The 25,320-nt window shown below is 62.2% G+C and carries 24 protein-coding genes; 9 read left to right on the top strand and 15 right to left on the bottom strand.

Annotation, left to right across the window (positions count from 1 at the left end; genetic code table 11):
- Positions 1 to 74: 74 nt before the first annotated feature.
- The 4 genes from moaE to WJU18_RS20310 all read left to right on the top strand — a co-directional run bounded on the left by moaE (position 75) and on the right by WJU18_RS20310 (position 5,265).
- Positions 75 to 551 (top strand): molybdopterin synthase catalytic subunit MoaE, encoded by a 477-nt coding sequence (gene moaE / locus WJU18_RS20325; RefSeq protein WP_423455177.1) that lies wholly within the window; start codon positions 75 to 77, stop codon positions 549 to 551.
- A gap of 10 nt (positions 552 to 561) precedes the next feature.
- On the top strand, positions 562 to 1,119 hold the full coding sequence (locus WJU18_RS20320) for a thermonuclease family protein (RefSeq protein ID WP_423455176.1): 558 nt from the start codon (positions 562 to 564) through the stop codon (positions 1,117 to 1,119).
- Positions 1,120 to 1,208: 89 nt separating this feature from the next.
- Positions 1,209 to 3,797, top strand: a complete 2,589-nt coding sequence (clpB, locus tag WJU18_RS20315; protein ID WP_423455174.1) for an ATP-dependent chaperone ClpB — start codon at positions 1,209 to 1,211, stop codon at positions 3,795 to 3,797.
- Between the two features lie 40 nt (positions 3,798 to 3,837).
- A complete protein-coding gene (locus tag WJU18_RS20310) occupies positions 3,838 to 5,265 on the top strand; it encodes a coniferyl aldehyde dehydrogenase (RefSeq protein ID WP_423455172.1) in 1,428 nt (475 codons plus the stop codon).
- A gap of 45 nt (positions 5,266 to 5,310) precedes the next feature.
- On the opposite strand, the gene WJU18_RS20305 is transcribed toward WJU18_RS20310, so the two are convergent.
- Positions 5,311 to 6,138, bottom strand: a complete 828-nt coding sequence (locus WJU18_RS20305; protein ID WP_423455171.1) for an AraC family transcriptional regulator — start codon at positions 6,136 to 6,138, stop codon at positions 5,311 to 5,313.
- A 71-nt stretch (positions 6,139 to 6,209) separates the two neighbouring features.
- Between WJU18_RS20305 and WJU18_RS20300 the strand changes: the two genes are divergently transcribed.
- Positions 6,210 to 7,457 carry an MFS transporter gene (locus WJU18_RS20300; protein ID WP_423455169.1) on the top strand — a complete coding sequence of 416 codons (1,248 nt, stop codon included), beginning with the start codon at positions 6,210 to 6,212 and terminating at the stop codon, positions 7,455 to 7,457.
- Between the two features lie 26 nt (positions 7,458 to 7,483).
- Here the strand turns inward: WJU18_RS20300 and WJU18_RS20295 are convergent, their stop codons facing one another.
- From WJU18_RS20295 to WJU18_RS20240, 12 genes are all read right to left on the bottom strand, one after another.
- Positions 7,484 to 8,383 carry a sugar phosphate isomerase/epimerase family protein gene (locus tag WJU18_RS20295; protein WP_423455167.1) on the bottom strand — a complete coding sequence of 300 codons (900 nt, stop codon included), beginning with the start codon at positions 8,381 to 8,383 and terminating at the stop codon, positions 7,484 to 7,486.
- Positions 8,384 to 8,392: 9 nt separating this feature from the next.
- Positions 8,393 to 9,574: a dihydrodipicolinate synthase family protein gene (locus WJU18_RS20290; protein WP_423455166.1), complete on the bottom strand. Its 1,182-nt coding sequence runs from the start codon at positions 9,572 to 9,574 to the stop codon at positions 8,393 to 8,395.
- Between the two features lie 14 nt (positions 9,575 to 9,588).
- The gene (locus WJU18_RS20285; protein WP_423455164.1) at positions 9,589 to 10,776 is read right to left on the bottom strand and encodes a Gfo/Idh/MocA family protein; all 1,188 of its coding nucleotides are present in this window, start codon (positions 10,774 to 10,776) and stop codon (positions 9,589 to 9,591) included.
- A 31-nt stretch (positions 10,777 to 10,807) separates the two neighbouring features.
- Entirely contained in the window at positions 10,808 to 12,241 is a 1,434-nt protein-coding gene (locus WJU18_RS20280; protein ID WP_423455163.1) for an enolase C-terminal domain-like protein, read from the bottom strand.
- Positions 12,234 to 13,082 carry a sugar phosphate isomerase/epimerase family protein gene (locus WJU18_RS20275; RefSeq protein ID WP_423455161.1) on the bottom strand — a complete coding sequence of 283 codons (849 nt, stop codon included), beginning with the start codon at positions 13,080 to 13,082 and terminating at the stop codon, positions 12,234 to 12,236. The genes WJU18_RS20280 and WJU18_RS20275 overlap by 8 nt, the downstream gene beginning before the upstream one ends.
- Positions 13,079 to 14,626 carry a tripartite tricarboxylate transporter permease gene (locus tag WJU18_RS20270; protein ID WP_423455160.1) on the bottom strand — a complete coding sequence of 516 codons (1,548 nt, stop codon included), beginning with the start codon at positions 14,624 to 14,626 and terminating at the stop codon, positions 13,079 to 13,081. The genes WJU18_RS20275 and WJU18_RS20270 overlap by 4 nt, the downstream gene beginning before the upstream one ends.
- Before the next feature lie 42 nt (positions 14,627 to 14,668).
- On the bottom strand, positions 14,669 to 14,911 hold the full coding sequence (locus tag WJU18_RS20265) for a hypothetical protein (protein WP_423455159.1): 243 nt from the start codon (positions 14,909 to 14,911) through the stop codon (positions 14,669 to 14,671).
- Entirely contained in the window at positions 14,908 to 15,228 is a 321-nt protein-coding gene (locus WJU18_RS20260) for a hypothetical protein (protein ID WP_423455157.1), read from the bottom strand. Before WJU18_RS20260 ends, WJU18_RS20265 begins: the two co-directional genes overlap by 4 nt.
- A 27-nt stretch (positions 15,229 to 15,255) precedes the next feature.
- Positions 15,256 to 16,266 carry a Bug family tripartite tricarboxylate transporter substrate binding protein gene (locus WJU18_RS20255; protein WP_423455155.1) on the bottom strand — a complete coding sequence of 337 codons (1,011 nt, stop codon included), beginning with the start codon at positions 16,264 to 16,266 and terminating at the stop codon, positions 15,256 to 15,258.
- Between the two features lie 76 nt (positions 16,267 to 16,342).
- Entirely contained in the window at positions 16,343 to 16,993 is a 651-nt protein-coding gene (locus WJU18_RS20250; protein ID WP_423455153.1) for a TetR family transcriptional regulator, read from the bottom strand.
- Between the two features lie 138 nt (positions 16,994 to 17,131).
- Positions 17,132 to 17,500 carry an SWIB/MDM2 domain-containing protein gene (locus WJU18_RS20245; RefSeq protein ID WP_423455151.1) on the bottom strand — a complete coding sequence of 123 codons (369 nt, stop codon included), beginning with the start codon at positions 17,498 to 17,500 and terminating at the stop codon, positions 17,132 to 17,134.
- Between the two features lie 205 nt (positions 17,501 to 17,705).
- Positions 17,706 to 18,674, bottom strand: coding sequence for a DMT family transporter (locus tag WJU18_RS20240; protein WP_423455149.1), 969 nt, complete (start codon positions 18,672 to 18,674; stop codon positions 17,706 to 17,708).
- A 331-nt stretch (positions 18,675 to 19,005) separates the two neighbouring features.
- On the opposite strand from WJU18_RS20240, the gene aceA reads away from it, so the two are divergent.
- Positions 19,006 to 20,337 (top strand): isocitrate lyase, encoded by a 1,332-nt coding sequence (aceA, locus tag WJU18_RS20235; protein ID WP_423455147.1) that lies wholly within the window; start codon positions 19,006 to 19,008, stop codon positions 20,335 to 20,337.
- A 107-nt stretch (positions 20,338 to 20,444) separates the two neighbouring features.
- Here the strand turns inward: aceA and WJU18_RS20230 are convergent, their stop codons facing one another.
- On the bottom strand, positions 20,445 to 20,981 hold the full coding sequence (locus WJU18_RS20230) for a PaaI family thioesterase (RefSeq protein ID WP_423455146.1): 537 nt from the start codon (positions 20,979 to 20,981) through the stop codon (positions 20,445 to 20,447).
- A gap of 58 nt (positions 20,982 to 21,039) precedes the next feature.
- Here WJU18_RS20230 and WJU18_RS20225 point away from each other — a divergent pair, with 58 nt between their 5' ends.
- Positions 21,040 to 21,543, top strand: a complete 504-nt coding sequence (locus WJU18_RS20225) for a MarR family winged helix-turn-helix transcriptional regulator (RefSeq protein ID WP_423455144.1) — start codon at positions 21,040 to 21,042, stop codon at positions 21,541 to 21,543.
- Positions 21,544 to 21,684: 141 nt separating this feature from the next.
- Here WJU18_RS20225 and WJU18_RS20220 read toward each other — a convergent pair whose 3' ends face one another.
- Entirely contained in the window at positions 21,685 to 22,122 is a 438-nt protein-coding gene (locus WJU18_RS20220; protein WP_423455142.1) for a hypothetical protein, read from the bottom strand.
- Between the two features lie 430 nt (positions 22,123 to 22,552).
- Here WJU18_RS20220 and thrS point away from each other — a divergent pair, with 430 nt between their 5' ends.
- Both thrS and infC read left to right on the top strand, forming a co-directional pair.
- Positions 22,553 to 24,460, top strand: a complete 1,908-nt coding sequence (thrS, locus tag WJU18_RS20215) for a threonine--tRNA ligase (protein WP_423455141.1) — start codon at positions 22,553 to 22,555, stop codon at positions 24,458 to 24,460.
- Positions 24,461 to 24,538: 78 nt separating this feature from the next.
- Complete coding sequence (gene infC / locus WJU18_RS20210; protein ID WP_423461054.1) at positions 24,539 to 25,171, top strand: translation initiation factor IF-3; 633 nt, start codon at positions 24,539 to 24,541, stop codon at positions 25,169 to 25,171.
- The last annotated feature ends 149 nt before the right edge of the window (positions 25,172 to 25,320 follow it).

Here is a 25,320-nt window from a genome sequence, read left to right as displayed (position 1 = left end):
GACCGGCGGTGCGAAGATGAACGTTCGTTCGCAAGCTTGCCTACCCGTCTGTCCGAACGGTGCACAATCTCGCCATGTCCATCGCGCGCGTTTCCATCCAGACTGAAGACTTCGACCTGACGGAGGAGGTCGCTGCCCTGCGCCAGGGTGACGCCCGGGTCGGCGCGGTCTGTGCTTTCGTGGGAACCGTGCGTGACCGCAATGACGGGCAAGCGGTCGGCTCCTTGGAACTGGAGCACTACCCGGGCATGACGGAGAAGGCCATCGAGGCCATGGTGGATCAGGCCCTGGCCCGGTTTGACCTGTTCGGTGTGCGCATCATCCATCGTGTGGGCCCGCTGGCGCCGCAAGACCAGATCGTGCTGGTGGCCGTGACTTCCGCCCACCGGGGCGAGAGCTTTCAGGCTTGCGAATTCCTGATGGACTATCTGAAAACCCAGGCGCCCTTCTGGAAGAAGGAGGAAACGCCCGAGGGAAGCCGCTGGGTGGATGCGCGATCCTCCGACGATGCTGCACTGGCCCGCTGGGGCATCAAGGCCTCCAATTCCTGAAAACACGGGCATGAGGATGGAAGGCGGCACCGGCCGCGTGGCGCGGCGTTGGGCTGTGTGGGTGCTGGGTAGCGCCATGGCGCTGACTGCTGGCGCCCAGGACGGCGCTCGGCCGAAAACCGGCCAATCCTGGATTGCCGAAGTCACGTATGTGGTCGACGGTGACTCGATTTGGGTGCGGTCCGAGGACGGCGGTAAGCGCCGAAAATTGCGTCTGGACGGCATTGATGCCCCCGAAATTTGCCAGACCCATGGGCCTGAGGCACGTGCGGCCATGCGTGAACTCGCGCAGGACCAACTCGTCCGGATCACTGTGAGGGCTTATGACCGCTATGGCCGCGGCATTGCCACGGTCCGCCGGATGGCCGATGATGTCGACATCGCCAGCGCACTGGCCACCCAGGGCTGGGCCTGGTCCGAGTCATTTCGGGGCCGGCAGGGCAAATACTGGCGCGAGGAAGCACAGGCACGCAAGGGCGCCATGGGGCTTTTTTCCCGGCGCCAGCCAGAAACTCCGGCCGAATTCCGCAAACGCCATGGGCCCTGCGGCGCCAAGGCGTATTCCTGACATTTCGCAAGTCGAGCGGTTCGGTGAGATTTCATCCCTTGAAAGCCTGTGGATAAACCCTCAACTGAACCATCAATTGGAGGCTATTCATGCGATTGGACAAACTCACCACTAAATTTCAGGAAGCCCTGGGCGACGCACAGTCACTGGCCCTGGGTAACGACAACGCCTATATTGAACCCGTGCACCTGCTGGCAGCCATGCTGCGGCAGGAAGAAGGTCCCAAGGCGCTGCTGCAGCGCGCTGGCGTCAACGTCGCCAAGCTCTCGCAGGAGGCTGAGGCGGCCATCAAGCGCCTTCCCAGCGTGGAGGGGCATGACCAGGTGACCGTCGGGCCGGACCTGAACAAGCTGCTTCAGGCCACGGAAAAGGAAGCCATCAAGCGTGGCGATCAGTTTATTGCGGCGGAGCTGTTCCTGCTCGCCCTGGCCGATGCCAAGGGCGAAGCGGGCCGCATTGCCAAGGAAAGCGGGCTGAGCCGCAAGAGCCTGGAATCCGCGATCGATGCCGTGCGCGGCGGCCAGACCATGGATTCGGCGGAAGGCGAGTCCCAGCGCGAAGCATTGAAGAAATACACGCTCGATCTGACCGAGCGTGCCCGCATAGGCAAGCTGGACCCTGTGATCGGCCGCGACGACGAAATCCGCCGCACGATCCAGGTGTTGCAACGCCGCAGCAAGAACAACCCCGTGCTGATCGGTGAGCCGGGCGTGGGCAAGACAGCCATCGTGGAAGGGCTGGCGCAGCGCATTGTCGCTGGCGAGGTGCCCGACACGCTGAAGGAAAAGAAAGTGCTCTCGCTCGACATGGCCGGGCTGCTGGCGGGTGCCAAGTACCGCGGCGAATTCGAGGAGCGCCTGAAATCCGTATTGAAAGAGGTGGCGGCCGAAGAAGGGCGCATCATCCTTTTCATCGACGAGCTCCACACCATGGTGGGAGCAGGCAAGGCCGAGGGCGCCATCGACGCCGGCAACATGCTCAAGCCCGCGCTGGCGCGTGGTGAACTGCATTGCATCGGTGCCACCACGCTGGACGAATACCGCAAGTACATCGAAAAAGACGCTGCCCTGGAGCGGCGCTTCCAGAAAGTGCTGGTGGGCGAGCCGAGCGTGGAAGACACTATTGCCATTCTGCGCGGCCTGCAGGAAAAATATGAAATCCACCACGGCGTGGACATCACCGACCCCGCCATCGTGGCCGCGGCGGAGTTGAGCGCGCGCTACATCACCGACCGTTTCCTGCCCGACAAGGCCATCGATTTGATCGATGAGGCGGCCGCCAAGATCAAGATCGAGATCGATTCCAAGCCCGAGGTGATGGACAAGCTCGATCGCCGCATGATCCAGCTCAAGATCGAGCGCGAGGCCGTGAAGAAGGAAAAGGACGAAGCCTCGCAAAAGCGCCTGGCCTTGATCGAGGAAGACCTTGGCAAGCTGGAAAAGGAATACGCCGATCTGGAGGAAATCTGGAAGACCGAAAAGGCCAGCGCCCAAGGCAGCGAACAGCTGCGCAAGGACATCGACCAGATCAAGTTCCAGATCCAGGAAGCTACCCGCAAGGGCGATTTCAACCAGGTGGCGGAGCTGCAATACGGCAAGCTGCCAACCCTGGAAAAACAGCTCAAGGAAGCGCAGGCCAGCGAAGGCAAGCGTGAAAAAACCGCGCCGCAGCTTCTGCGTACCCAGGTCGGTGCCGAAGAGATCGCCGAAGTGGTCAGCCGTGCCACGGGGATTCCCGTGAGCAAGATGATGGAAGGCGAGCGGGAGAAGCTGCTGCACATGGAAGGCGCTTTGCACGAACGCGTGGTGGGGCAGGACGAAGCCATCAACGCGGTGGCCAACGCCATTCGCCGCTCACGTTCAGGCCTGGGTGATCCCAACCGGCCGCTGGGCAGCTTCCTGTTCCTCGGCCCGACGGGCGTGGGCAAGACCGAATTGACCAAGGCTTTGGCGGGGTTCCTCTTCGATAGCGAGGAGCACATGATCCGCATCGACATGAGCGAGTTCATGGAAAAGCACAGCGTGGCGCGCTTGATTGGTGCGCCTCCCGGCTATGTGGGCTACGACGAAGGCGGCTACCTGACCGAAGCTGTGCGCCGCAAGCCCTACAGCGTGGTGCTGTTCGACGAAATCGAAAAGGCGCATCCGGACGTGTTCAACGTGCTGCTGCAGGTGCTGGACGATGGCCGCCTGACCGACGGCCAGGGCCGCACGGTGGATTTCAAGAACACTGTGCTCATCATGACCAGCAACATCGGTTCACCCATGATCCAGAGCATGGCCGGCAAGCCCTACGATGAGGTCAAGGATGCGGTGTTCGGTGAACTGAAGAACCACTTCCGCCCCGAGTTCCTGAACCGCATCGACGAGATCGTGGTGTTCCATGGCCTGGATGCGTCGCAGATCGGCTCGATCGCCAGGATCCAGTTGCGTACGCTGACCGAAAGGCTGGCGAAGATGGATCTGCATCTGAAGGTGTCCGATCAGGCCGTGGAGGAGCTGGCCAAGGTCGGGTTCGATCCGGTGTTTGGCGCACGCCCGCTCAAGCGCGCGATCCAGCAGCGCATCGAGAACCCGCTCTCCAGGCTCCTGCTGGAGGGCAAGTTCCCGCCCAAATCGGATATCGACGTCTCGGTCGATCCGATCAAGGAGCCGGGCCTCTTCAAGTTTTCGACCTGAGCACGGTAGGTTGGCGCTCAGCGCCAACCTACGGGCTATCATGCACGGCATGCCCCAACCCGCCGCCTTGCGAGACATCTTCGACAGCCAGTTTCGAGCCAGCCGTAGCGTACCGGCTGTAGCTCTTGATGAGCGCCGGCGGCGGCTGCATCTGATCGGGCAGATCGTGAGCCAGCATGGCGGGCAGTTGGCCGAAGCTGTGAACACTGATTTTGGAGGCCGCGGCACGGCGCTGACCGAAGTGGCCGATATGTTCGTATTGCGCGCCACCATCGGCGAATTGAAGCGGAACCTGGTGCGCTGGAGCCAGCCGCAGCGTGTGCGCACGCCCATCTACCTGCAGCCCGCCCGGGCGCATATCGAGCGGCAACCGCTGGGCGTGGTGGGCATCATCGGGCCATGGAACTACCCCTTGCAACTGACGCTCGGGCCGGTTGCGGCCGCGCTTGCCGCAGGCAACCGGGTGATGCTCAAGCCCAGCGAAATCACGCCTCATACCTCCGCCTTGCTCGGTGAGTTGGTGGCGAAATACTTCACTCGGGACGAATTCTCCGTGGTGCAAGGGGGCGCCGACGTGGCCGCGGAGTTCGCGGCGCTGCCATTTGATCATCTCTTCTTCACGGGCTCTACCGCCGTGGGGCGGAAGGTGGCCGAGGCGGCGGCCCGCAATCTCACGCCTGTGACGTTGGAGCTGGGCGGTAAGTCGCCCTGTATCGTTGATCCATCCTGCACCGATCTGGCTGAGGCCGTGCTGAAGATCGCCCACGGCAAGCTGCTCAATGCGGGCCAGACCTGCATCGCGCCCGACTACCTGCTGCTGCCCCGCGGCAGCGAAGCGGCGTTCACCCAAGCCTACCGGTCAGCGGTGGCGCGCATGTTCCCGCAATTCGAGGGCAATCCGGACTATGCGGCCATCGTAAGCGACCGGCATCTGGCGCGCCTGCACGCCTTGCTCGACGATGCACGGGCCCAAGGTGCGCGAGTGGAGGAGGTGGGCCCAGCGCCGAACCGTACCGCCGCACCAGGCCGCCGGATGCCACCGGTGCTGGTTTTCGATGTGCAACCGGGGATGCGGCTGATGCAGGAGGAGATCTTCGGCCCCGTTCTTCCCGTGCTGCTCTATGACCGCCTTGACCAAGTACTGGCCGGGATCAACACCGGCCCGCGCCCTCTGGCGCTGTATTGGTTCGGGAAAGACACCGCGGCGCGCGACAAGGTACTGCGAAACACCGTGAGCGGCGGCGTGACGGTCAACGATACCTTGCTGCACGTGGCACACGAGCGCCTGCCGTTTGGCGGCGTTGGCGACAGCGGCTTGGGTGCCTATCACGGTGAAGCGGGCTTCCTGCGCTTTACACACCAGAAGAGCGTGCTCCTGCAATCACAGTGGGCCAGGGGGCAGATGCTTTACCCTCCATATGGCCCACGGTTTCAGCGGGTCATGGGATGGATCAGGAAACTGCTCTAAGAGCACGTTCCCAGCACGCGAAAACCTTTTGCAGACGCTTGAATTTCAAGCATTTCGCTTTGTCAGCGGGCGAGAGAAGGCGCGCGGTGATTGGCCGAGCGTTCCCTTGAACATGGCGCTGAACGCGCTTTCGCTGGCGTAGCCGCACCGGGCCGCCACTTGACCTACCGGTGTGCCGCTGGCCAGCAAGGGCAGGGCATGGGCCAGCACTACCTGCTGGCGCCACTGCTGGTAGCTGGTGCCTAGCTCGTCATGAAAGAGCCGCGCCGCCGTGCGTTCACTGGCCCCCACGCTGCGGGCCCATTCGGCCAGCGTGGCGCGCTCGGCCGGGTGGCGCATCACGGCTTCGCACAAGGCGCGCAGCCGCTTGTCGCCATCGTTGGCATGCGGCAAGGGTACCCCCAGGGCCTGAATGTCGGCGCGATCCAGCTCGTCGAGGATGAGCCGGGTCAACAGCGTATCGCGTACAGCGGAAACACTGTCGTCAAGAGCCAGGGTCAGTTCATGAAGCAGCCTGCTCATGGCCAACACGCGAGGCACGGACCAGCCGGATGCAAGGGCTTCTGCGTTCAGATAGAGCGTGCGCATCTGGGCTGCCTTGAGTACCGTCACGGCATGCGGCATATTGGATGGTATGAACACCGCACGGGAAGGCGGCACGATGAAGCTCGTGCGCCGGTCGCTGCCCAGCACGACCTCGATCAGGCCCTCAGCGCAGCAGGCCAGTTGTGCCCAGGGATGGTGGTGCCGCTCCAGATGGGTATCTACCGGCAGCGCGCGGGGGCGTACACGAACGGGGCGCTGGGCAGTAGGCGCGAACGCGCTGGAGTCCTCCAGCAAGGAGGGCGTTCCGTTGGCAGTCACGTGCGGCATGGCTTGAATTCGATAATTGATGGCAGTTTATCGAATAGCAGAAATCCTTGTGCAAGCGTAGCATCGCGCCCATGAGTACATCCACCGTTGACACCGCTACCGCATCCCCGCAAGTGCCTTTGAAGGACGACGCCACCGTGATCGGCCTCATTGGCGTGGCGCATCTGGTCAGCCACTACAGCCAGTTGCTGTTGGCGCCGCTATTCCCGTGGCTGAAGACGGCGTTCGGGGTCAGCTATGCGGAGCTGGGGTTCCTGATGACCGTCTTCTTCGTCGTCTCGTGCGCGGTGCAGACCACCTCGGGCTTCCTTGTGGACCGCTTCGGTCCTCGCCCGATCCTCTTTGCGGGGTTGGCATTGTTGGCTGGCGCGGCCTTCGGTTTTGCGTCCAGCACCAGCTATTGGATGCTGATGTTTTTCTCGGTGATGGCCGGTGTGGGCAACGGCGTTTTCCACCCGGTGGATTACACGCTGATCAATCGCAAGGTCAGCCAGGTACGGCTTGGCCACGCCTATAGCGTGCACGGCATCACGGGCAGCCTGGGATGGGCTCTGGCGCCTGCCATGCTGGTGCCGCTGGCCATCGCGTACTCATGGCGCGTGGCGCTGATGGCTGCAGGGTGCCTGATCCTGGCCGTACTGGCCTTGCTTCTGATCAACCGTGCCCGCTTGTATCTGCCGGCGCTTCCGGCAGCCAAACAGCAGGACTCCTCTCAAGGCGAGGGTCATTTCGATTTTCTGGCGATCCCGGCGGTCTGGATGTGCTTCGGTTTCTTCTTTTTCTATGCGGCTGCCCTGAGCGCCGTGCAGACGTTCGCGCCCACGGCTGCTGGTCAACTGCACGCGGTGCCTGCTGCCTGGGTGGCCATGTGCCTGACCATCTACATGGTGGGTGCCGCCGCTGGCATGGTGCTTGGGGGTTTTCTGATCGCCGATCCCACGCGTTGCGAGCGCATCGTAGGCATCGGGTTCGGCTTGGCCGCCTGTGTGGCGCTGCTGATCGGATTTGGCGATTTTCCGGCGTGGCTGGTGCCGGTGCTTTTCGGTGTCATGGGCTTTTCCACCGGTAGCGCGGGGCCTTCGCGCGACATGCTGGTCAAGCGCTCGACACCTCCCAATTCCACAGGCCGTGTCTATGGCGTGGTGTACTCCGGCCTCGACATCGGGCAGGCGGTCATGCCGCTGATTTTCGGCGCCTTGATGGATCGCGGCCAATACCGCGGCGTGTGGTTGGGCCTGGCCCTGACGCAGGGGATCCTGATTGCGAGCGCGTTCAATGTGCGGCGAGCCCGCAAGACGGTGTCACCGGTGGCGGCTTGATCCCTGCACCGTCAGAGAGAGTTTCCTCAAACCACTTCCCGATGACGGGCGATACAGGTTTCCAGCACCTCTTCGCCTTCGCGCTTCCACCAGTCCGGCTCTGAAAAAATCTCCACTTCGGCAAAGCCTTGGTAGCCGGCTGCTTCGACCCAGCCGCGGATTTTCTTGAGTTCGATCACACCGTCACCCATCATGCCCCGGTCGGACAGCAGATCGCGCGTGGGTGTAAGCCAGTCGCAGACATGGTAGGCCAGCAGGCGCGAGCGCTCGGCGGCGTTGCGGCATTCGCCTGCCCGGGCAATCTGGCCCTGCAGCTTCGGATCCCACCACACATGGTAGACATCCAGCGCGACGCCCAGCATGCCTGTGCGGGCTGGATCCAGCTCGTCGCACAGATCAAGCGCCTGTTCCAACGTATTGATGCACGCCCGGTCGGCGGCCTGCATCGGGTGCAAAGGCTCGATGGCCAGCGGCATGCCAACCGATCGGGCATATTCAAGGGAGGCGGCGATGCCATCGCGCACTTCTCCGCGCGCGCGCGCGATGTCCTTGTAGGCGGCTTTGCCCGCCAGCGCACCTGGCAGGGCACCCACCACCAGTACCAGGCAGGGGGCGCCGAGTGTCACTGCTTCGTCGATAGCGCGGCGGTTGTCACCCAGCGCCTCGCGCAGGCCGGCCGCATCGGGCGCTGGATAGAAACCGCCCCGGCAATAACCCGATAAGCCGATGCCATGCGCACGCAGCTGCGCGGCGATTTTTTCGATCCCTACGGCCGCCACCTGATCGCGCCAGGGGCTGATGGCGCGAACGCCTGCGCGGGCGCATTGGTCAATGATCCGGTCCAGCGGCGTTTCTCGGTCAAGCTGCTTGCGGATCGTGGCGGTATTGATCGAAAGCCAGTGATGGTCGTGAGAGAAATCGCGCATGGGCAAGCCCTATTCCAGCCCGTGCACGGCCATCAGTGTTTTCATCCGGTGCGCCGCCAGTTCTGGTTGCTGCAGAAGATTGGCGGCATCGGCCAGGCGGAACAGCTCCGCCAGATGCAGCAGGGAGCGCGTACTTTGCTGCCCGCCGACCATGGTGAAATGCTTCTGGTGCCCGTTGAGCCAAGCCATGAAAACCACACCCGTCTTGTAAAAGCGTGTGGGGGCCTGGAAGATATGGCGCGACAGCGCCACCGTGGGGCCAAGGATGGCGTGAAAGCGTTCAGTGCGGCCCTGCGCCAGTTCTCCCAGAGCGCTGCTCGCAGCGGGGGCGATGGCGTCGAAAATGCCCAGCAGCGCATCGCTTTTGCCGTGCGTGGGCTCGGTGCCGAAGCCATCTCCCGCAATCAATTGGGCGTAGTTGAAGTCGTCGCCCGTGTACATGCGAACACCCGGCGCCAGACGCCTGCGCATGGCGATTTCCTTGTCCTTGTCGAGCAGGGATATCTTGATGCCATCCACCTTGCCGGCATGCGCGGCGATGATGCCGAGTGCCGTGTTCATGGCTTCGTTCGTATCCTGGGTGCCCCAATAGCCCGCCAAGGCTGGGTCGAACATGTCGCCCAGCCAGTGCAGCACCACGGGTTCGCGCACCTGGCTCAGGATGCGGTCGTACACACGCTCATAATCGGCGGGGCTTTGGGCCACGCGGGCGAGGGCCCGGCTGGCCATGACGATGAGCTTGCCGCCCAAGGCCTCGATGGCCTCCATCTGCTCCTCGTAGGCGCGAATCACGTCGTCAACGCTGCGGGCGTTTTCGGGCGGCAGATGATCGGTGCCGCAGCCCGAAGCCAGAAGGGCGCCCGGTGTGTCGCGCGACGCCTCGATCGAACGGCGGATCAGCTCCAGCGAAGTTGGCCAATCCAGCCCCATCCCCCGCTGCGCGGTGTCCATGGCTTCGGCCACGCCCAGACCCAATGACCACAGGTAGCGCCGGTAGGCCATCGTCGCGTCCCAATCGACCGCGCATTGCAGCGAAGGGTCGATGGCTGCCAGAGGGTCGGCCACCACATGGGCAGCCGAATAGGCGATGCGGTTGAACCGGATGCCAGGCAGCGGTTGAGCCGGCGGCGTGCCACGTAACGCATAGTCGCGCAGAGCGCCGGCTTCGAACGGCAGGGGCAGGCTGATCATCTCAAGAGCCCCCGTCAGGTACCCGCTCGGATTTCGAGCGCGGGCACATCCACCCAGCGCCGTTCTTTCCAGCTCTGCAAGGCGGCCTCGACCAACTGCACGCCTTTGGCGCCTTCGGGCAGCGTCCACTTGTAGGGCGCGTCTTCCACCACGTGGCGGATAAAGTGCTCCCATTGAATCTTGAACCCGTTGTCATAGACCATTGAGTCAGGAATGTCCTGCCATTGATCGATGAAACTCATGCTCTGCTTGATGTCGGGGTTCCACACCGGCCTGGGCGTCGCCACGCGCGACTGCGCCCGGCATTCCTGCAGGCCAGCCACCGCCGAGCCGTGCGTGCCATCGATATGGAAAGTCACCAGGTCGTCACGCCGCACACGCGTGACCCAGCTCATGTTGATCTGTGCAATGACCGGCTCGCCGTTGTGCCCTTTCAGCTGCACCGTCGCGTAGGCCGCATCGTCTGCGGTGCACTCGTAGGGCTTGTCGCTTTCGTCCCAGCGCTGCGGGATGTGGGTGGCGCCAAGGCAAGATACCGATTGCACCTCGCCGATCAGGTTGTCCAGCACATAGCGCCAGTGGCACATCATGTCGAGAATCATGCCCCCGCCATCCTCGGCGCGGTAGTTCCATGAGGGGCGCTGGATAGGTTGCAGATCTCCCTCGAAAACCCAATAGCCGAACTCCAGCCGGAGCGTGAGCATGCGCCCGAAGAAGCCGGCACGGCGCAGCATGTCGAGCTTGCGCAGCCCTGGCAGGAACAGCTTGTCCTGAACAGCGCCATTCTTGATGCCGTGCTCCTTACGGGCCTGCTCAGCCAGCCGGGCGATTTCCACAGCCTCGTTCAGGTTGGTGGCAATCGGCTTTTCGCAATACACATGCTTGCCGGCCCGGATGGCCTTGGCCAGCAACTGTGGCCGCATCTGCGTCGTGCCAGCGTCGAAAAACACGGTGTCATCCGGGTTGGCCAGCGCGGCATCCAGATCGGTGCCCCAGCGCGCAATGCCATGCTGTTGGGCGAGTGCCTCTATTTTCTCCGCGTTGCGGCCGATCAGGATCGGATCCGGCATGACCCTGTCGCCATTGGAAAGCAGCACGCCGCCTTCGGCGCGGATCGCGCAGATCGAGCGGATCAGATGCTGGTTGGTGCCCATGCGTCCGGTGACGCCGTGCATGATGAGACCGAGTCTTTGAGTTGCCATGATGCGACAGGAGGGGTTGGTAGGCTGAAAATCAGGGCGCCGGAGCGGCCATGGTCTGAAGGTTGTGCCAGTCGGGCAGGGCGCCGGAGGCAAAGCCCGGTGCGCCGAGCGATCGCAGATCGAGATTGCCGGCATGGATGCGCAGACGCGCATTGCCTGCGGGCGTCATCTCATACAAGCCTGGATGGGCATCGTGGAAGGCCTTTGCTTCGGCTGATGCACCGCCTTGTCCCGCGAATCCATCCACATAGTGATGCCCGTTGCGCTCGACATGGGTGAGGCCGATCAGATTGACCAGGGCCAGGTCCTGCTGCACCGCCAGGCCGGCCTGCGTGGTCAAATCCTCGGCAGACATGAAGCAAACGGCTTGGCCGGCCTTCTCGTTGCGTGCCCGGCAGCGGGCCGCGTTCAGGATCGAGCGGTAGATGCCTTTGCACTGCTTGCTGGAAACGCCCGTGTAGCCCAACTCCAACGCTTGCGTGAAGGCTTCGAGCGTGCCGTCTGATTCATCGATCAAGAGTGGGCGCATGGCCGCCAGGGGGCGGACATCTGACTGCAGGGCTGTGGCGCGCGAGATAGGCTGCTCGATGTAAAGCGTTTGAGCGGCGAGTACCTGCAAGGCCGGCGTGCCCTGCACGCTCTTCCAGAATGCAGCGGCGCTATGAGCGTCGGCGAACTGTTCGTTGCCGTCGAGCGTGATCTGGCAATCTGGCACATCGCGCAGGACGGCAGCGATTCGCGAAAGGCGGTCGATATCGGCAGCCGTGTTGCCTGACACCTTGAGCTTGTAGTAGCGGCAGCCCGTGGCGGCCACTACCTCCTGTAGTGTTTCCGGAAGTCCGTCGCTCACAGGCTTGGTAACGTCCGCGGCCGTGATCGGGTCCACCAGCCCCACGGTGTGCCGCAGGGCAATATGGGGTGCTGGCGTCAGGCTGTAAAGAACGCGGCCCATATCGACCTCAGCCAGATCAGGCGTCAGACGGGCATCGATGCCCGCCAGGTTGGCGCACATGGCCTGATAGAAAGAGACACCCGCCACGCGGCAAAGCGCATCGAGCACCGCGCGATCGACCATCGCGGGGCCATAGCAGGCCACCAGCGGATTCAAGCCGGATGAAGCGCCTTGCGTGATCAGGCTGCCGTAATGGGCAGAGAAATGGCCGAAAGCCGTGGCAGCGCCGTGATCCGATGTGTAGGCGCCTTGAGCTGCCCGCAAGGATTGGCGCAACTGCTCGAAGTTGTCTTCGTTCGACAGCGCAAGGTTCTTGTCGAACCACTTGGGCGCCATCAGTTCGGCCGATCCTCCCCAGGCGCTGCGGCCGTCGGGTAAAACCACTTGAGCACGCACGAATGCCTGCGGGCAGTGGGTGAGGGTGACCACGCCGAAGCGGAACGGCAGCCGCAGGTGCACCGGCCGTTCATACAGCTCCACGGCGGCGATCGAAAACGTCAGTGCATCACGCATCGCCCAGGCCCTCCAGGATGCCGCGCAGATAGCCGATGGCGCGCGCGGCGCATCCAGGCCCGTCGGGCTGGTAGTCGAACGGCTCCACGGCGATGATGCCGGGATAGTGGCCCTGTTTCTGCATGGCCAGCAGCGTGCTCAGGATGGGAGTGAAAGCCATGTCGCCTTGGCCAGGGCCCCGCCGGTTGGGGTCATTCACCTGCACATGCGCGATATGGCCTGTGGGCATCCAGCGCCCGATGAGAGCCGCCACCGGCTCGATCTCCGCCTGGCCGGCGGCACTGCAATCGATCATGGTGCGCAGGGCGGGCGAGCCGACGCTTTCAATCATCTGCACGGCCTGCTCCACTGTATTGATGAAATCCGTTTCGCGGGGCGAGAGGGGCTCCAGGCAATAGACAACGCCGCAGGCTTGCGCGCGCCGTGCAGCGCGAGCAAGGCAATTGGCTGCGCGCTCCCAGGCCTGGGCCGGTGTGGAACCAGGAGGGACGCTGCGTTGCTTGGGTGAGCCATGAACCAGATAGCGTCCGCCCATGGCGGCGCACAACTCGGTCAGGCGTTCCATGACCGCCGCGGTGCGCTCTCGCAGAGTTGCGTCATCGCTGACGATCGACAGTCCGGCGGGCGCTACCAGCAGCCAGTGCAGGCCGGTGATCTCAAGCCCATGATCGGCGGCAATCCGGGCGTAGGACGCTGCTTCGGCGTCCGTGATCCGCATGGGGTCTTCCGCCAGCGTGAAAGGCGCCACCTCCAGTCCGTCGTAGCCCAATGCCGCGGCCAGCGCGCATTGCTGCTCGAACGGCAGCGGTTGCAAGACTTCGTTGCACAGGGAAATCTTCATCGTCCCGTGTCCTGGCCCTGCCGTTGCGCCGCGCCTGGCAGCAGGTTCTTCAGTCCCCGAAGCGCACGCACGACCGCAGCCTTGACCGGGGGCACATACAACAGGATCGTGAGGATGGTCATCACCGCGAACGCCATGGCAATGGGGCGGGTGAAGAACGGCCCCAGGCTGCCATCGGAAAGCACCAGCCCGCGCCGCAAGCTCTTGTCGAGCAGAGGCCCCAGCACAAGGCCCAGCACCAGCGGAGCCATCTCATATCCGCGCCTGCGCAGGAAATAGGCCCCCACGCCAATGGCGATCATCACGTAGACGTCGAACAGCCGTGAGGCCGTCGCGAACGCGCCCACGGTGCAGAGCAGGAACACGATCGGCATCAATATGCCGCGGCGTACCCGCAGCACATGCAACAAAGGCCGGACACCGAACAGGCCGAACAGCAGGATGGCGAAGGAGGCGAGCGTGGTCATGGCCACCACGTGATAGACGAAGTGCGGGTGCGAAATCATCAGCATTGGCCCCGGCTGCACGCCATGGATGATCATTGCCGCCATCAGCACGGCGGAGGGCGCCGAGCCTGGAATGCCCAACGCCAGACACGGAATGATGTGCCCCGGGATCGAGGACATGTCACCGGTTTCGGCCGCCATCAGGCCATCGATCGAGCCTTTGCCGAACTTCTCTTTTTCCTTGCTGACCGACTTGGCTGCGGCATACGACATCCACGCCCCAGCATCCTCGCCCACGCCTGGAAGCAAGCCGGTGAAGACGCCAATGATGCCGGAGCGAAGAACCGTCCACCGGTACTGAAGCACTTCCCTGAAGCGGGGCAGCACCGAGTCTTTCAGCTCGACGAGCTTGCGCTCGACAGGGTCGCTCAACGTGGTGAGCACCTCGGCCAGGCCGAAGGCGCCCACCAGCGCGGGAATCAACGCCACGCCGCCGGCCAGCTCATCCCATCCGAAGGTGAAGCGGTCGTAGGCGTAAAGGCTTTCCTGCCCCACCTGCGCCAGCAACAACCCGAGCAGGCCCATCAGCCAGCCCTTGAGCGGATCGCCTCCCACAATGCTGCCCGACATCGTGACGCCGAACAGCGCCAGCCAGAAAAATTCGAATGCCCCGAACTGCAAGGCCACTTCGGCCAGCAGGGGGGTGAACAAGGCCAGGCAAATGACCCCCAGCAGGGTGCTGACAAACGCCCCGGAAGTAGCGATGCCGATCGCTCTGCCGGCCTGGCCTTGCTTGGCCAGGGCATACCCGTCGGCGCAAGACGCCGCGTTGGCCGCTGTGCCGGGAATGTTCAGCAGGATCGCGGTACGCGATCCGCCGTACAACGCCCCTACATAGGAGCAGATCAGCACCAGGATGGCATCGTTCGTTTCCAGCTTGATGGTCAGCGTGGTCAGCAGCGCAATGGCCAGCGTGGCCGACAGCCCAGGCAAGATACCCATGACGATGCCCACGAAGGCGCCGCCCAGGCCGTAGAGCAGCGTCATGGGGTCGAGAAAGCTCAGGTAAGCCTGGCCGAGGTCAGTCAATCCTTGCATAGCGTCATGGAGTAAGGTGTTCCGCTCGGAGCAAGCCGAGAGTCAGGGCAGGCGAACCAGAAAGACTTCCTCGAAAATCAGCCACGTCACGATCGAGGAGAGCACGCCGATCACCAGCGCTTTCGTGACCGAGTTCAAGTCCAGGCGGCGTTCAGCCAGGTTCGGGCTGATGCGCTGAAACACCAGAATGGAGGCGGTCACATAGATGCTGGAAGCCAGCCAGAACGGCAGTCCATGGCCCACCAGCACGACGCCATACCCAATGCAGAGGACCGTTGCGATCACCACGCGCTTGCGTTGTTCGCGGTCCAGGCTGGAGAGCGGGGGCTGGGTTGCATGGCCGCGCCACGCCGCCAACTGCGCACGCCCAGCACGCTGCCGAGAATCACCATGGCGATCCCCAGAAGGCCGGGCAGCAGGCCTGGGACTGTGTAGGGGTTGATGTTCTGATGCTCGAGGCGATCCATGGTGATGGAGCCCACGAGCACCGCCAGCCCCAGTGCAATCCAGCCGATGGCATCGCGAAGATCGGCGCGCGGCGGCCGCTGCGATTCCTCGGCGCTCGTCTCCTGGTTTTTTTCCGAGAGAGGCAGGTTGTCCATCGGATACTTCTTCCAAACGCTTGGAGATCAGGGCTTGGGAATCCCGACGGTGTCGGGGGCCACCTTGGTTTTCCCGCTGTTGTGCAGGTTCCAGGCGTTGACCTGAACAGCCGGCCATACGGCAGTTTGCGCGGCTTGTCCGGCCAGCGGGTTGAACAAGGCACCGCGTGAGGTCGCATACTTTTTCAGAGCCTCGCTCTTGACCATCTGCTCTGCCCAGATTTTCTCGATAGTCTTGACTACTTCATCAGGCACGCCCTTGGGCAGGAAGATGCCGAAGTAGTTGGCTGGCGCATTGAAGCCAGGCAAGTCCTTCGACAGCGAGGGAATCGTGCCAAAGCCCTCCAACTCGATGGCCTTGTCGCTCACCGTGGCCAACGGGCGCAGGCGCTTGCCGCGGATCATGTCTGCCTGTTCTACGGCCAACTGGGTCGTGAGGTCGGCTTCGCCCGCAACTGCGGCGACCACCGCCGGGTTCCCGCCGTCATAGGAGACCTCCTTGTATTTCACGCCGGTGGCCTTGACGATCTCATCCATGGCTGCATGGCCTGCCGAGGTCACGCCCGCCGTCGCCACGCTGATCTGTCCGGGCTTGGCCTTCATGGCATCCAACAGCTCTTTGGCTGTCTTCCAGGGGCGGGTGGGGTTGACGCCGATCACCTGAACATTGGCCACATTCAGGAACAGGTGCCAGTCCTTGATGCTGGTATTGACCGAACCCAGGGCCTGGTAGGCACCCAGATCCTGCGCGGCTCCTGCCGTCCAGGTATAGCCATCCTTGGGGGCATCCAGCGCGCTCTTGGTGCCGATGGCGCCGGAGGCGCCCGGTTGGTTGACGATGACGATGGTCTGTCCTAACGCTTTCTCAAGCTCCGCTGCCGTGACGCGCGTCACCTGATCAGTGGAGCCTCCTGCGGCCCATGGAACGATCAGGTTGATCGGCCGAGTCGGCTTCCACTGCGCGAACGCAGGGCTGGCGATGGCTGAAAGGGCCGCGATGATGAGCGTGCGGCGGAACAGGTTTCGGGAAGCGGGCATGGACTGTCTCCGTTGTTTAATTCACCGAAAGGTGAATATCCGGCAATCGGAGCGCAACGTCAACGATATCGCGCGCTCAGTCTCTCAGGACATACCCTAGGATCACGTCGCAGATGTGCGAGAGCCGTTCCGAATGGGCTTTGCGGGTCATCAGGTCGCGCCCGAAGATGGCCGACAACGTGTGCTTGTTCGAAAGATAGAAGTAGGCGAGTCCGGCGATCGAGATATAGAGTTGGACGGCATCCACGCCGCCGCGGAAGACGCCTTCCCGCCGGCCGCGCTCAAGTATGTCGCCGAGCGTGTCGATCAGGGGCCAGTTCGTTTCCCTCACCCGGCTGGAGTCCGTAAGGTGGCGGCCGCGCTGCAGGTTTTCGCTGTTGAGAAGCGACATGAACTCAGGGTGGTCGACGTGATACTGCCAACTGAATTCGGTCAACCGGCGGATCGCCTGGATCGGCGGCATGTCCAGCAGGTGCAGTTCGCGCTCGGCCGTGCGGATATCCGTATAGGCCTGCTCCAGCACCGCCAGGAACAGATCGTCCTTGTTCTTGAAGTAGTAGTAGATGAGGCGCTTGTTCAGGTTGGCTCTCTCCGCAATGCGGTCGATGCGCGCGCCCGCCAGGCCATGCGTGGAGAACTCGTCTAGCGCGGCTTTCAGGATGGTCGCTTGTGAACGATCGGCGTCCCTGCCGCGCGTCTCAGGGGGCGGTTGAGGAGTAGTGCTCATGCCTTAATTTAACTGTTTGGTGAATTAAAGCCTAGAGGTTTTGTCTCGATACATGGCCGGGCGAATCGGATGACGAAAAAAACCGGCTGTGAAAGCCGGTTTCTTGCAGGCCCTGAGACGGGCCAGGCCATGTCGGGATCAGGACAGGTGAGCGTTGACCAGCTTGGTCATTTCGAACATCGTGACCTGAGCCTTGCCGAAGATGGGCTTCAGCTTGGCATCGGCGTTGATGTTGCGCTTGTTCGCGCTGTCTTGCAGCTTGTTGGCCTTGATGTATTCCCAGATTTTCTTGGTCACTTCAGTGCGCGGCACGGGCTTGCTGCCGATGACCGCAGCCAGGGCGGCGCTGGGCGTCATGGCCTTCATGAAGGCGGCGTTAGGCGCGCGCTTGGCCGGAGCGGCGGCTTTCTTCGCAGGCGCAGCCGCTTTTTTTGCAGGAGCAGCCGCCTTGGCGGGTGCTTTCTTGGCCGGGGCCGACTTTGCGGGAGCTTTCTTTGCAGTTGCCATGGTTGGATCCTCTTTGTTTGGAATTTGGGGCATTTTGCTGGCCCGGTGCACGCACCTTGCAAGCTGACCGTCATGCTACTGGAGAAGTAGCACCCTTCCAAGGGGAAGATGCCTTTTTTCCCTCTGGGATGTTGCTTTTTTCCCTCTGTGGTGATGTTTTTTTTGCTGTTGGCCCGCACTGAGACGAAAACGCCCCATCACGGGGCTAGTTCGCCACCCGCCTCAGCGCCGCACGGGAAGGCAGCGTAGCCAGCGTCACTCCCGCCAGTGCGACACAGAACGCCAATATCTGCATCCCTGTCAGTTTCTCGCCCAATGCCAGCACGCCAACCAGCGCCGCGCTGATCGGCAGCAGCACCGTGAAAACTCCAGCCTGGGCTGCTGGCACGCTTTTCAACCCGGTCATCCATAGCCACACGGTCCACATGCATGCGGCGAGGGCATAGAACAGGAGCAATACCCAGGTGCCCGCGTGCACCGCACTGAAGTCGAAGCTCAAGGCCAGCCAGAGTCCAAAGGGCAGCGTGAGCACAAAGCCCCAGAGATTGATCAGGGCCGTGATGCGCCGCGGCCCCAGGCTGCCGGTCAGCTTCTTGCCGATCACCGCATAGCTGGCCTCGCAGAACACCGCCGCCAGCAACAGCAGGTTACCCAACCAGGCTTTGTCTTGCGCGCCCGCCCGGACAGGATCCCCGGCCTTCGAGAAAGATAGCAGGCCAATGCCAATCACCGCACAGGCGACGCCGGCCCATACACGCGGCGGCACGCGCTCGCGCAGGAAAGCCCAGGACAGCAGGGCCACCGCTGCCGGAATCGCCGCCATGATCACCCCGGCGGAAACAGCCGTGGTCAGCTTCACGCCCGAGATCATGCACAGCGTGAAGAGGAAGTTGCCAAGAAACGATTCAAGAAACAAGAGCTGCTTGGTCTGCGCCGTCATGGGGGGCTCGTCGACAGGCTTTTTCAGCCAATGGAGCATGGCCAGGCCACCGATGCCAAAGCGCAGCCATGCCAGAAGGACCACCGGGAACACCGCGGCCAACGGTTTGGATAGAGCCACGTAGCTGCCTACCAGCATCATCGAGAGGGCCAGGCAGGCGTAAGCCACGGAACGTTTGGGAGTGGAGGGCACTTGCGGAGTCAGCCGGGGGTTGTTCTTGTCAGTCAAGATCATGCACGGATTTCCATGCCACGCACTTATTTCGCGCCTTCCGCTCCTGGGGTGGGCTGCAATTTTGCGATACGACTTCTTGTTATCGTATTGTGAAAAATTGAATTGTTGCGCTGCCGCAATATTTCTCAATATGGGATAAATGATCTCATATTGAGAAATGATGTTTCTAAGATATTGATTTTTAAAGATTAAAAATTTCTCTTGTATAAGACATAAGAATGGTTTGAGGTCTTATACAAGAGTTATGATTAATCCAACGGCGCGGTACTGGCAACATTCTCAAAGCCAGCCGGACTGCCCGGATTTTTCGATCTACCCACTGGAGCTTCACATGCCTCAAAACGTTACCGAGCAACTCAGCCGTGAACAGCAAATCGCCGCCCTGGAAAAAGATTGGGCCTCCAATCCACGCTGGAAAGGTGTCAAGCGCGGCTATTCTGCCGCTGACGTGGTGCGTTTGCGCGGTAGCCTGCCGATCGAGCACACGCTGGCCCGCCGCGGAGCCGAGAAGCTGTGGCGCCTGGTGAACGGCGACTCCAAGAAGGGTTATGTCAACGCATTCGGCGCCATCAGCGCTGGCCAGGCCATGCAGCAAGCCAAGGCCGGCCTGGAGGCCGTGTACCTGTCGGGCTGGCAAGTGGCCGCTGACGGCAATACCAGCGAAACCATGTACCCCGACCAGTCGCTGTACGCCTACGATTCGGTGCCCACCATGGTGCGCCGCATCAACAACACGTTCAAGCGCGCCGACGAAATCCAGTGGGGCCGTGGCGTCGAGCCAGGCAGCAAGGAATTCATCGATTACTTCCTGCCGATCGTGGCTGACGCTGAAGCCGGTTTCGGCGGCGTGCTCAACGCGTTCGAGCTGATGAAGAACATGATTGCCGCTGGCGCGGCCGGCGTGCACTTCGAAGACCAACTGGCTGCTGTGAAGAAATGCGGCCACATGGGTGGCAAGGTGCTCGTGCCCACGCAGGAAGCCTGCGAAAAGCTGATCGCCGCGCGCTTCGCCGCCGACGTGATGGGCGTTCCTACCATCATCCTGGCACGTACCGATGCCGAGGCCGCCAATCTGATCACCAGCGACCACGACGCCAATGACAAGACTTTCCTGACCGGCGAGCGCACGCAAGAAGGCTTCTACCGCGTCAAGAACGGCCTGGAGCAGGCCATCAGCCGCGGTGTGGCCTACGCGCCCTACGCTGACCTGGTGTGGTGCGAAACCGGCGTGCCTGACATCGGCTTTGCCCGCGAATTCGCCCAGGCCGTGCTGGCTGCCAACCCCGGCAAGCTGCTGTCATACAACTGCTCGCCGTCGTTCAACTGGAGGAAGAACCTCAACGACAGCCAGATCGCGACTTTCCAGGAAGACCTGGCCGCGCTGGGCTACAAGTATCAGTTCATCACGCTGGCGGGTATCCACAGCAACTGGTACAACACCTTCAAGTTTGCCCATGCCTATGCGCAGGGCGAAGGCATGAAGCACTACGTGGAAATGATCCAGGAACCCGAGTTCGCCGCACGCGAGCAGGGCTACACCTTCGTCAGCCACCAGCAAGAAGTGGGCGCAGGCTACTTCGACGACGTGACCACGGTCATCCAGGGCGGCTCCTCCAGCGTCAAGGCGCTGACGGGTTCCACTGAGGAAGAGCAGTTCCACTGAGGTGATTGGGGGGGCGCTTGTCAGTAGGCGAGCGCTACCTGCACCAGCAAAAAAGCCACGGCTTGCCGTGGCTTTTTTCATGTGCACTCAGCATGGGCGCAGCACATCTAGTCGCCCGCAGAATGGTCGAAGACCAGGCATGTCGTCGTCGCATGCGCATAGAGCTTTCCATCGGGGCCGACGAGGCGACCTTCAGCTGTCGCCACTTGGCGACCCACGTGTATCGTTTTGCCTTCGGCACGCACCAGGGGCACTTGGCTGGTCAGGGCACGCACCATGTTCACCTTCAACTCCAAAGTGGTGTAACCTTTCCCGGCCGGCAACGCCGAGTGCACGGCACACCCGACGGCCGAGTCGAGCAAGGTGGCGAACCACCCGCCGTGCACGGTGCCCAAGGGGTTGTAGTGGCGGCGATGTGGCCTGCCTTGGAAGACGGCGACCCCCGGCTCCACATGTATTAACGCAAAGTCGAGCGTGTCGCCAATCGGCGGAGGCGGCAGGTCGCCGGCAAAGATCGCTTCGAATATCTCCATACCCGAGCGGCCGAAAACTTTCCCCTTGGGTGCTGCGTCGGGTGCACTCAACCGTGCTCTCACACGCGCTTCGTCTGCTTCCCAAAGAGCAATAACCTCATCGGTCTCCATCGGATACCTCTTTCTTTCATATAGTTGTATCTGCAATGATTGTATATACAATCATTGAATGCAGACCGCTACCAAGCCTCAAGGGTGTACGAACCTGAAGCTACGCCAGCTCACTCGCATGGTGACGCGCCATTACGACCGCCACGTCAGTGGCACGGGGCTGAAGAACACCCAGTACGCGCTGCTGTCGCATGTCATCGGCCTCGGGCCTGTCCGTCCTGGCGACTTGGCCAAGCGCATGCATATGGATGCGTCGACATTGACGCGCAACATGCAGCCGATGGTGGCGCATGGGTGGTTGAAGATCAGCGCTGGAACCGATGCCCGCAGCCGCCTCGTCGAAGCGACCGAAGCTGGACGAGCGAAGCGAGCCGAAGGGCAGCGCGCATGGAAAGAAGCACAGGTGGCGCTCAACGGATGGCTGGGCACCGAACGTGTTGCCGCGCTGCATGAACTGCTTGACGCCTGCCTCGAATGCCTTGGCGGCGATGCTGAAAGCGCGACCGAGGACGAAGCCGGATCGGCTGACAGCGGCGTTCGCAACGAGCACTCTCAGAGATAGCCATGCAATCGATGATGCAGGCCCTCAGAGACACCTGGGCGGAGGGGCAGACCTGGCGTTCGAAGTGTGGAGGTTTTGGGGCATTCTTTATTTCAAATCCTCTGCCGACCCGGCTGGAGCACGATCGTTTCGCGCGGCAGTTCAGGGATTGGTTGCTGGGGGAAGCCTCGGAGGCGACCGGCCATCCTGGCCTCTTACGGGTACCCCCTCACGCCGATTTACTTCAGCGCATCCAGCCGCCCCCGTGCAACTCCCAGCCCCCACGGCGAGACGGCTCCCAACGGCGCGGCTGGTACCGATAACCGGCGCGCGGGCGTTCATAGCGGCCTGGCACCCAGACGTGGCGGCCACCTGACCAGTTCCAGTACCCCCCACCCAGATGGCACCAGGGAAGGGCACAACGGGGATGACTTCGGTGTAGGGCGCTGGCGGAGCGACAGGGGCGTAGACATTGTCCGAGGGGTAGGCGGGGCCGCCGTACACCGGGCCCGGTGCGGGTGCCACCACGCAGCCAGTCAGCGCGGCGCCGGCCGAGAGCAGCACGGCGGCAATTTTCAGGTGATGGGAAAAGCTTTTCACGCGAAACTCCTTTGGCAAGGCCGGGGCGCTCGCTCCGGCGTGTTCTTACAACGGCTCAGAGACCGCCGCGCTGACGGCAAAGACGCATGGTTTTCGATCTTTACTGCGGCTTCACACGCGTTCAAGGCGGGCGCGGGGGCGCACTATTGGCGCAGACCCGGTAGAATCCTGAAATCTGCAATGCACAAGGGCGAGAAAGGCATGTCGGTTATGACACCGCGAACTACCACGGAGATTTCTACCAGCCGCTAGGGCTGGCCGTTCGCGCCTGCACGAGATTCATCCTTTCCCCTCGAAAAAAGCGCGGACGTTGTTCCGCGCTTTTTTTATCGCCGGGCCGCCCCCAAGATAAAAGACGCCCCCTTGGGGGCAGCGGACCTCGCGAAGCGGGGTAGCGTGGGGGCGATTTTTTCTTTGAAGGATTACCCACATGATTCACATTACGCTTCCCGATGGTTCCCAGCGCGAGTTTCCCGGCCCGGTGACGGTGGCTGAGGTGGCCGCCTCGATCGGTTCCGGCCTCGCCAAAGCGGCGCTGGCCGGCAAGATCGACGGCAAGGTGGTTGACACGAGCTACCAGATCACGGAGGACAGCCCCCTGTCGATCGTCACGGCCAAGGATGCCGACGGCCTGGAAGTGATCCGCCACTCCACCGCCCACCTGTTGGCCTATGCGGTGAAAGAGCTTTACCCCGAGGCCCAGGTCACTATTGGCCCGGTGATCGACAACGGATTCTTCTACGACTTCTCGTACAAGCGCCCCTTCACGCCCGAGGACCTGGTGGCCATCGAGAAGAAGATGACCGAACTGGCTTCCAAGGACGAGCCAGTGGTGCGCCGCGTGCTGCCGCGCGACGAAGCCGTGGCTTACTTCAAGGGTCTCGGCGAGCAGTACAAGGCCGAGATCATTGCCAGCATCCCCAGCAACGAGGATGTATCGTTGTACCGCGAAGGCGCTTTCGAAGACCTGTGCCGCGGCCCCCACGTGCCCTCCACTGGCAAACTCAAGCACTTCAAGCTGATGAAAGTGGCCGGCGCCTACTGGCGTGGCGATCACCGCAATGAAATGCTGCAGCGCATCTACGGCACCGCCTGGGCGACCAAGGATGAACTGCAGAACTACCTGCGCATGCTGGAAGAAGCCGAAAAGCGCGATCACCGCAAGCTCGGCAAGGAGCTCGATCTCTTCCATATCGACGAGCATTCGCCCGGCACTGTGTTCTGGCATCCCAAAGGCTGGACACTCTGGCAGCAGGTGGAGCAGTACATGCGCCGTGTCTACAACGACAACGGCTACCAGGAGGTCAAAGGGCCGCAGATCCTGGACAAGACCCTGTGGGAGAAAACCGGCCACTGGGACAAATACCGCGATAACATGTTCGTCACCGAGTCGGAAAAGCGCGATTACGCGCTCAAGCCGATGAACTGCCCGGGCCATATCCTGATTTTCAAGCAGGGGGTTAAAAGCTACCGCGATCTTCCGTTGCGCTACGGTGAGTTCGGCAACTGCCACCGCAACGAGCCCAGCGGTGGCCTGCACGGCATCATGCGCGTGCGCGGCTTCACGCAGGATGACGGCCATATCTTCTGCACGCCCGAGCAGATCCAGGCCGAATGCACGGCCTACACCACGCTGCTGCAGAAGGTGTACAAGGATTTCGGTTTCACTGAAATCATCTACAAGGTCGCCACACGGCCCGATCAGCGCATCGGTACCGAGGAAAGCTGGGATCAGGCCGAAGAGGCGCTGAAAGCGGGCCTGCGCGCTTCCGGGTGCGAGTTCGAAATCAGCCCGGGCGAGGGCGCCTTCTACGGCCCGAAGATCGAATACACCCTGAAGGACGCTCTCGGCCGTGAATGGCAGTGCGGCACCATGCAGGTCGATCCCAACATGCCCGAGCGCCTCGATGCCGAATATGTGGGCGAAGACGGCGCGCGCCACCGCCCGATCATGCTGCACCGGGCCATCGTGGGCAGCCTGGAGCGCTTCATCGGCATGCTGATCGAGCACCACGCTGGTGCACTGCCAGTATGGCTGGCGCCGGTGCAGGTAGCGGTCCTCAATATCACCGACGCGCAGGCCGATTATGTCGAAACCGTGGCTAAAACGCTGCGCAATCAAGGGTTTAGGGTACAGACCGATCTGCGCAACGAGAAGATCACGTATAAAATACGCGAGCATTCGTTGCAAAAGCTACCCTATATCCTTGTCGTGGGAGACAAGGAGCGGGAAGCCGGCGCCGTCGCAGTGCGCGCCCGGGGCAATGTAGACCTCGGCGTGATGTCCCTCGATGCGTTCACTCAGCGCATTGCCGGAGACATCGCCTCCAAAGCCTGATTTTCTGGTTGAAACAAGCTCTGGCTCGCGTGTAATGTGCGGCTATCGCTACGGTATACGTAGCATTTTGTATTAAGGATTTTTGCCATAGCTACCAATTTTCGTGACCGCCGCCAACGGGAGGAGCGCGCGCATCGTCTGAATCGAGAAATCATGGCCCCTGAGGTTCGCCTCAATGGGCCGGACAATGAACCGTTGGGCGTAGTGCCCATCCAGGAGGCCCTGCGCCTGGCTGGCGAATACGATGTCGACCTGGTCGAAGTCGTTGCCAACGCCAACCCGCCGGTTTGCCGCCTGATGGATTACGGCAAATTCAAGTATCTCGAGCAGAAGAAAGCCGCTGAAGCCAAGGCCAAGCAGACGGTCATCGAAATCAAGGAAGTCAAATTCCGCCCAGGTACTGACGACGGCGACTACAACATCAAGATGCGCAACATCCGCCGGTTCCTGGCGGATGGCGACAAGGTCAAGGTCACGCTCCGCTTCCGCGGCCGCGAGATCACCCACCAGGAATTGGGTATGGCCCTGCTCAACCGCATCCGTGATGAACTGGCCGATCAGATCATGGTGGAGCAGTTCCCCAAGCTGGAAGGCCGCCAGATGATCATGATGCTGGCGCCGGCGCGCAAGAAGCCAGGCGGCGGCACCGCGGCCAAGCCGGGAGCAGCTGCTCCGGCCGGGCAGCCCGCTGCAGCGCCCACAGCGAACTGATGGGTTGTTGAGGTGTAGTTGAAAACGGGGTCTGCCGGGTTGAGGGCAGGCCGGAAAAGAATTTGCCGGCGCGCTCCGCTTCGCTGAAGGGGAGCGCGCCGGCAGACAAGCTGGCTGAAAGGCCGGCAATAAAAAGTGTCTCGGGGCCA

This window comes from Ottowia sp. VDI28 (assembly GCF_049532675.1).
Lineage (GTDB): Bacteria > Pseudomonadota > Gammaproteobacteria > Burkholderiales > Burkholderiaceae_C > Ottowia.
This window is presented reverse-complemented; position numbering and strand designations above follow the sequence as displayed.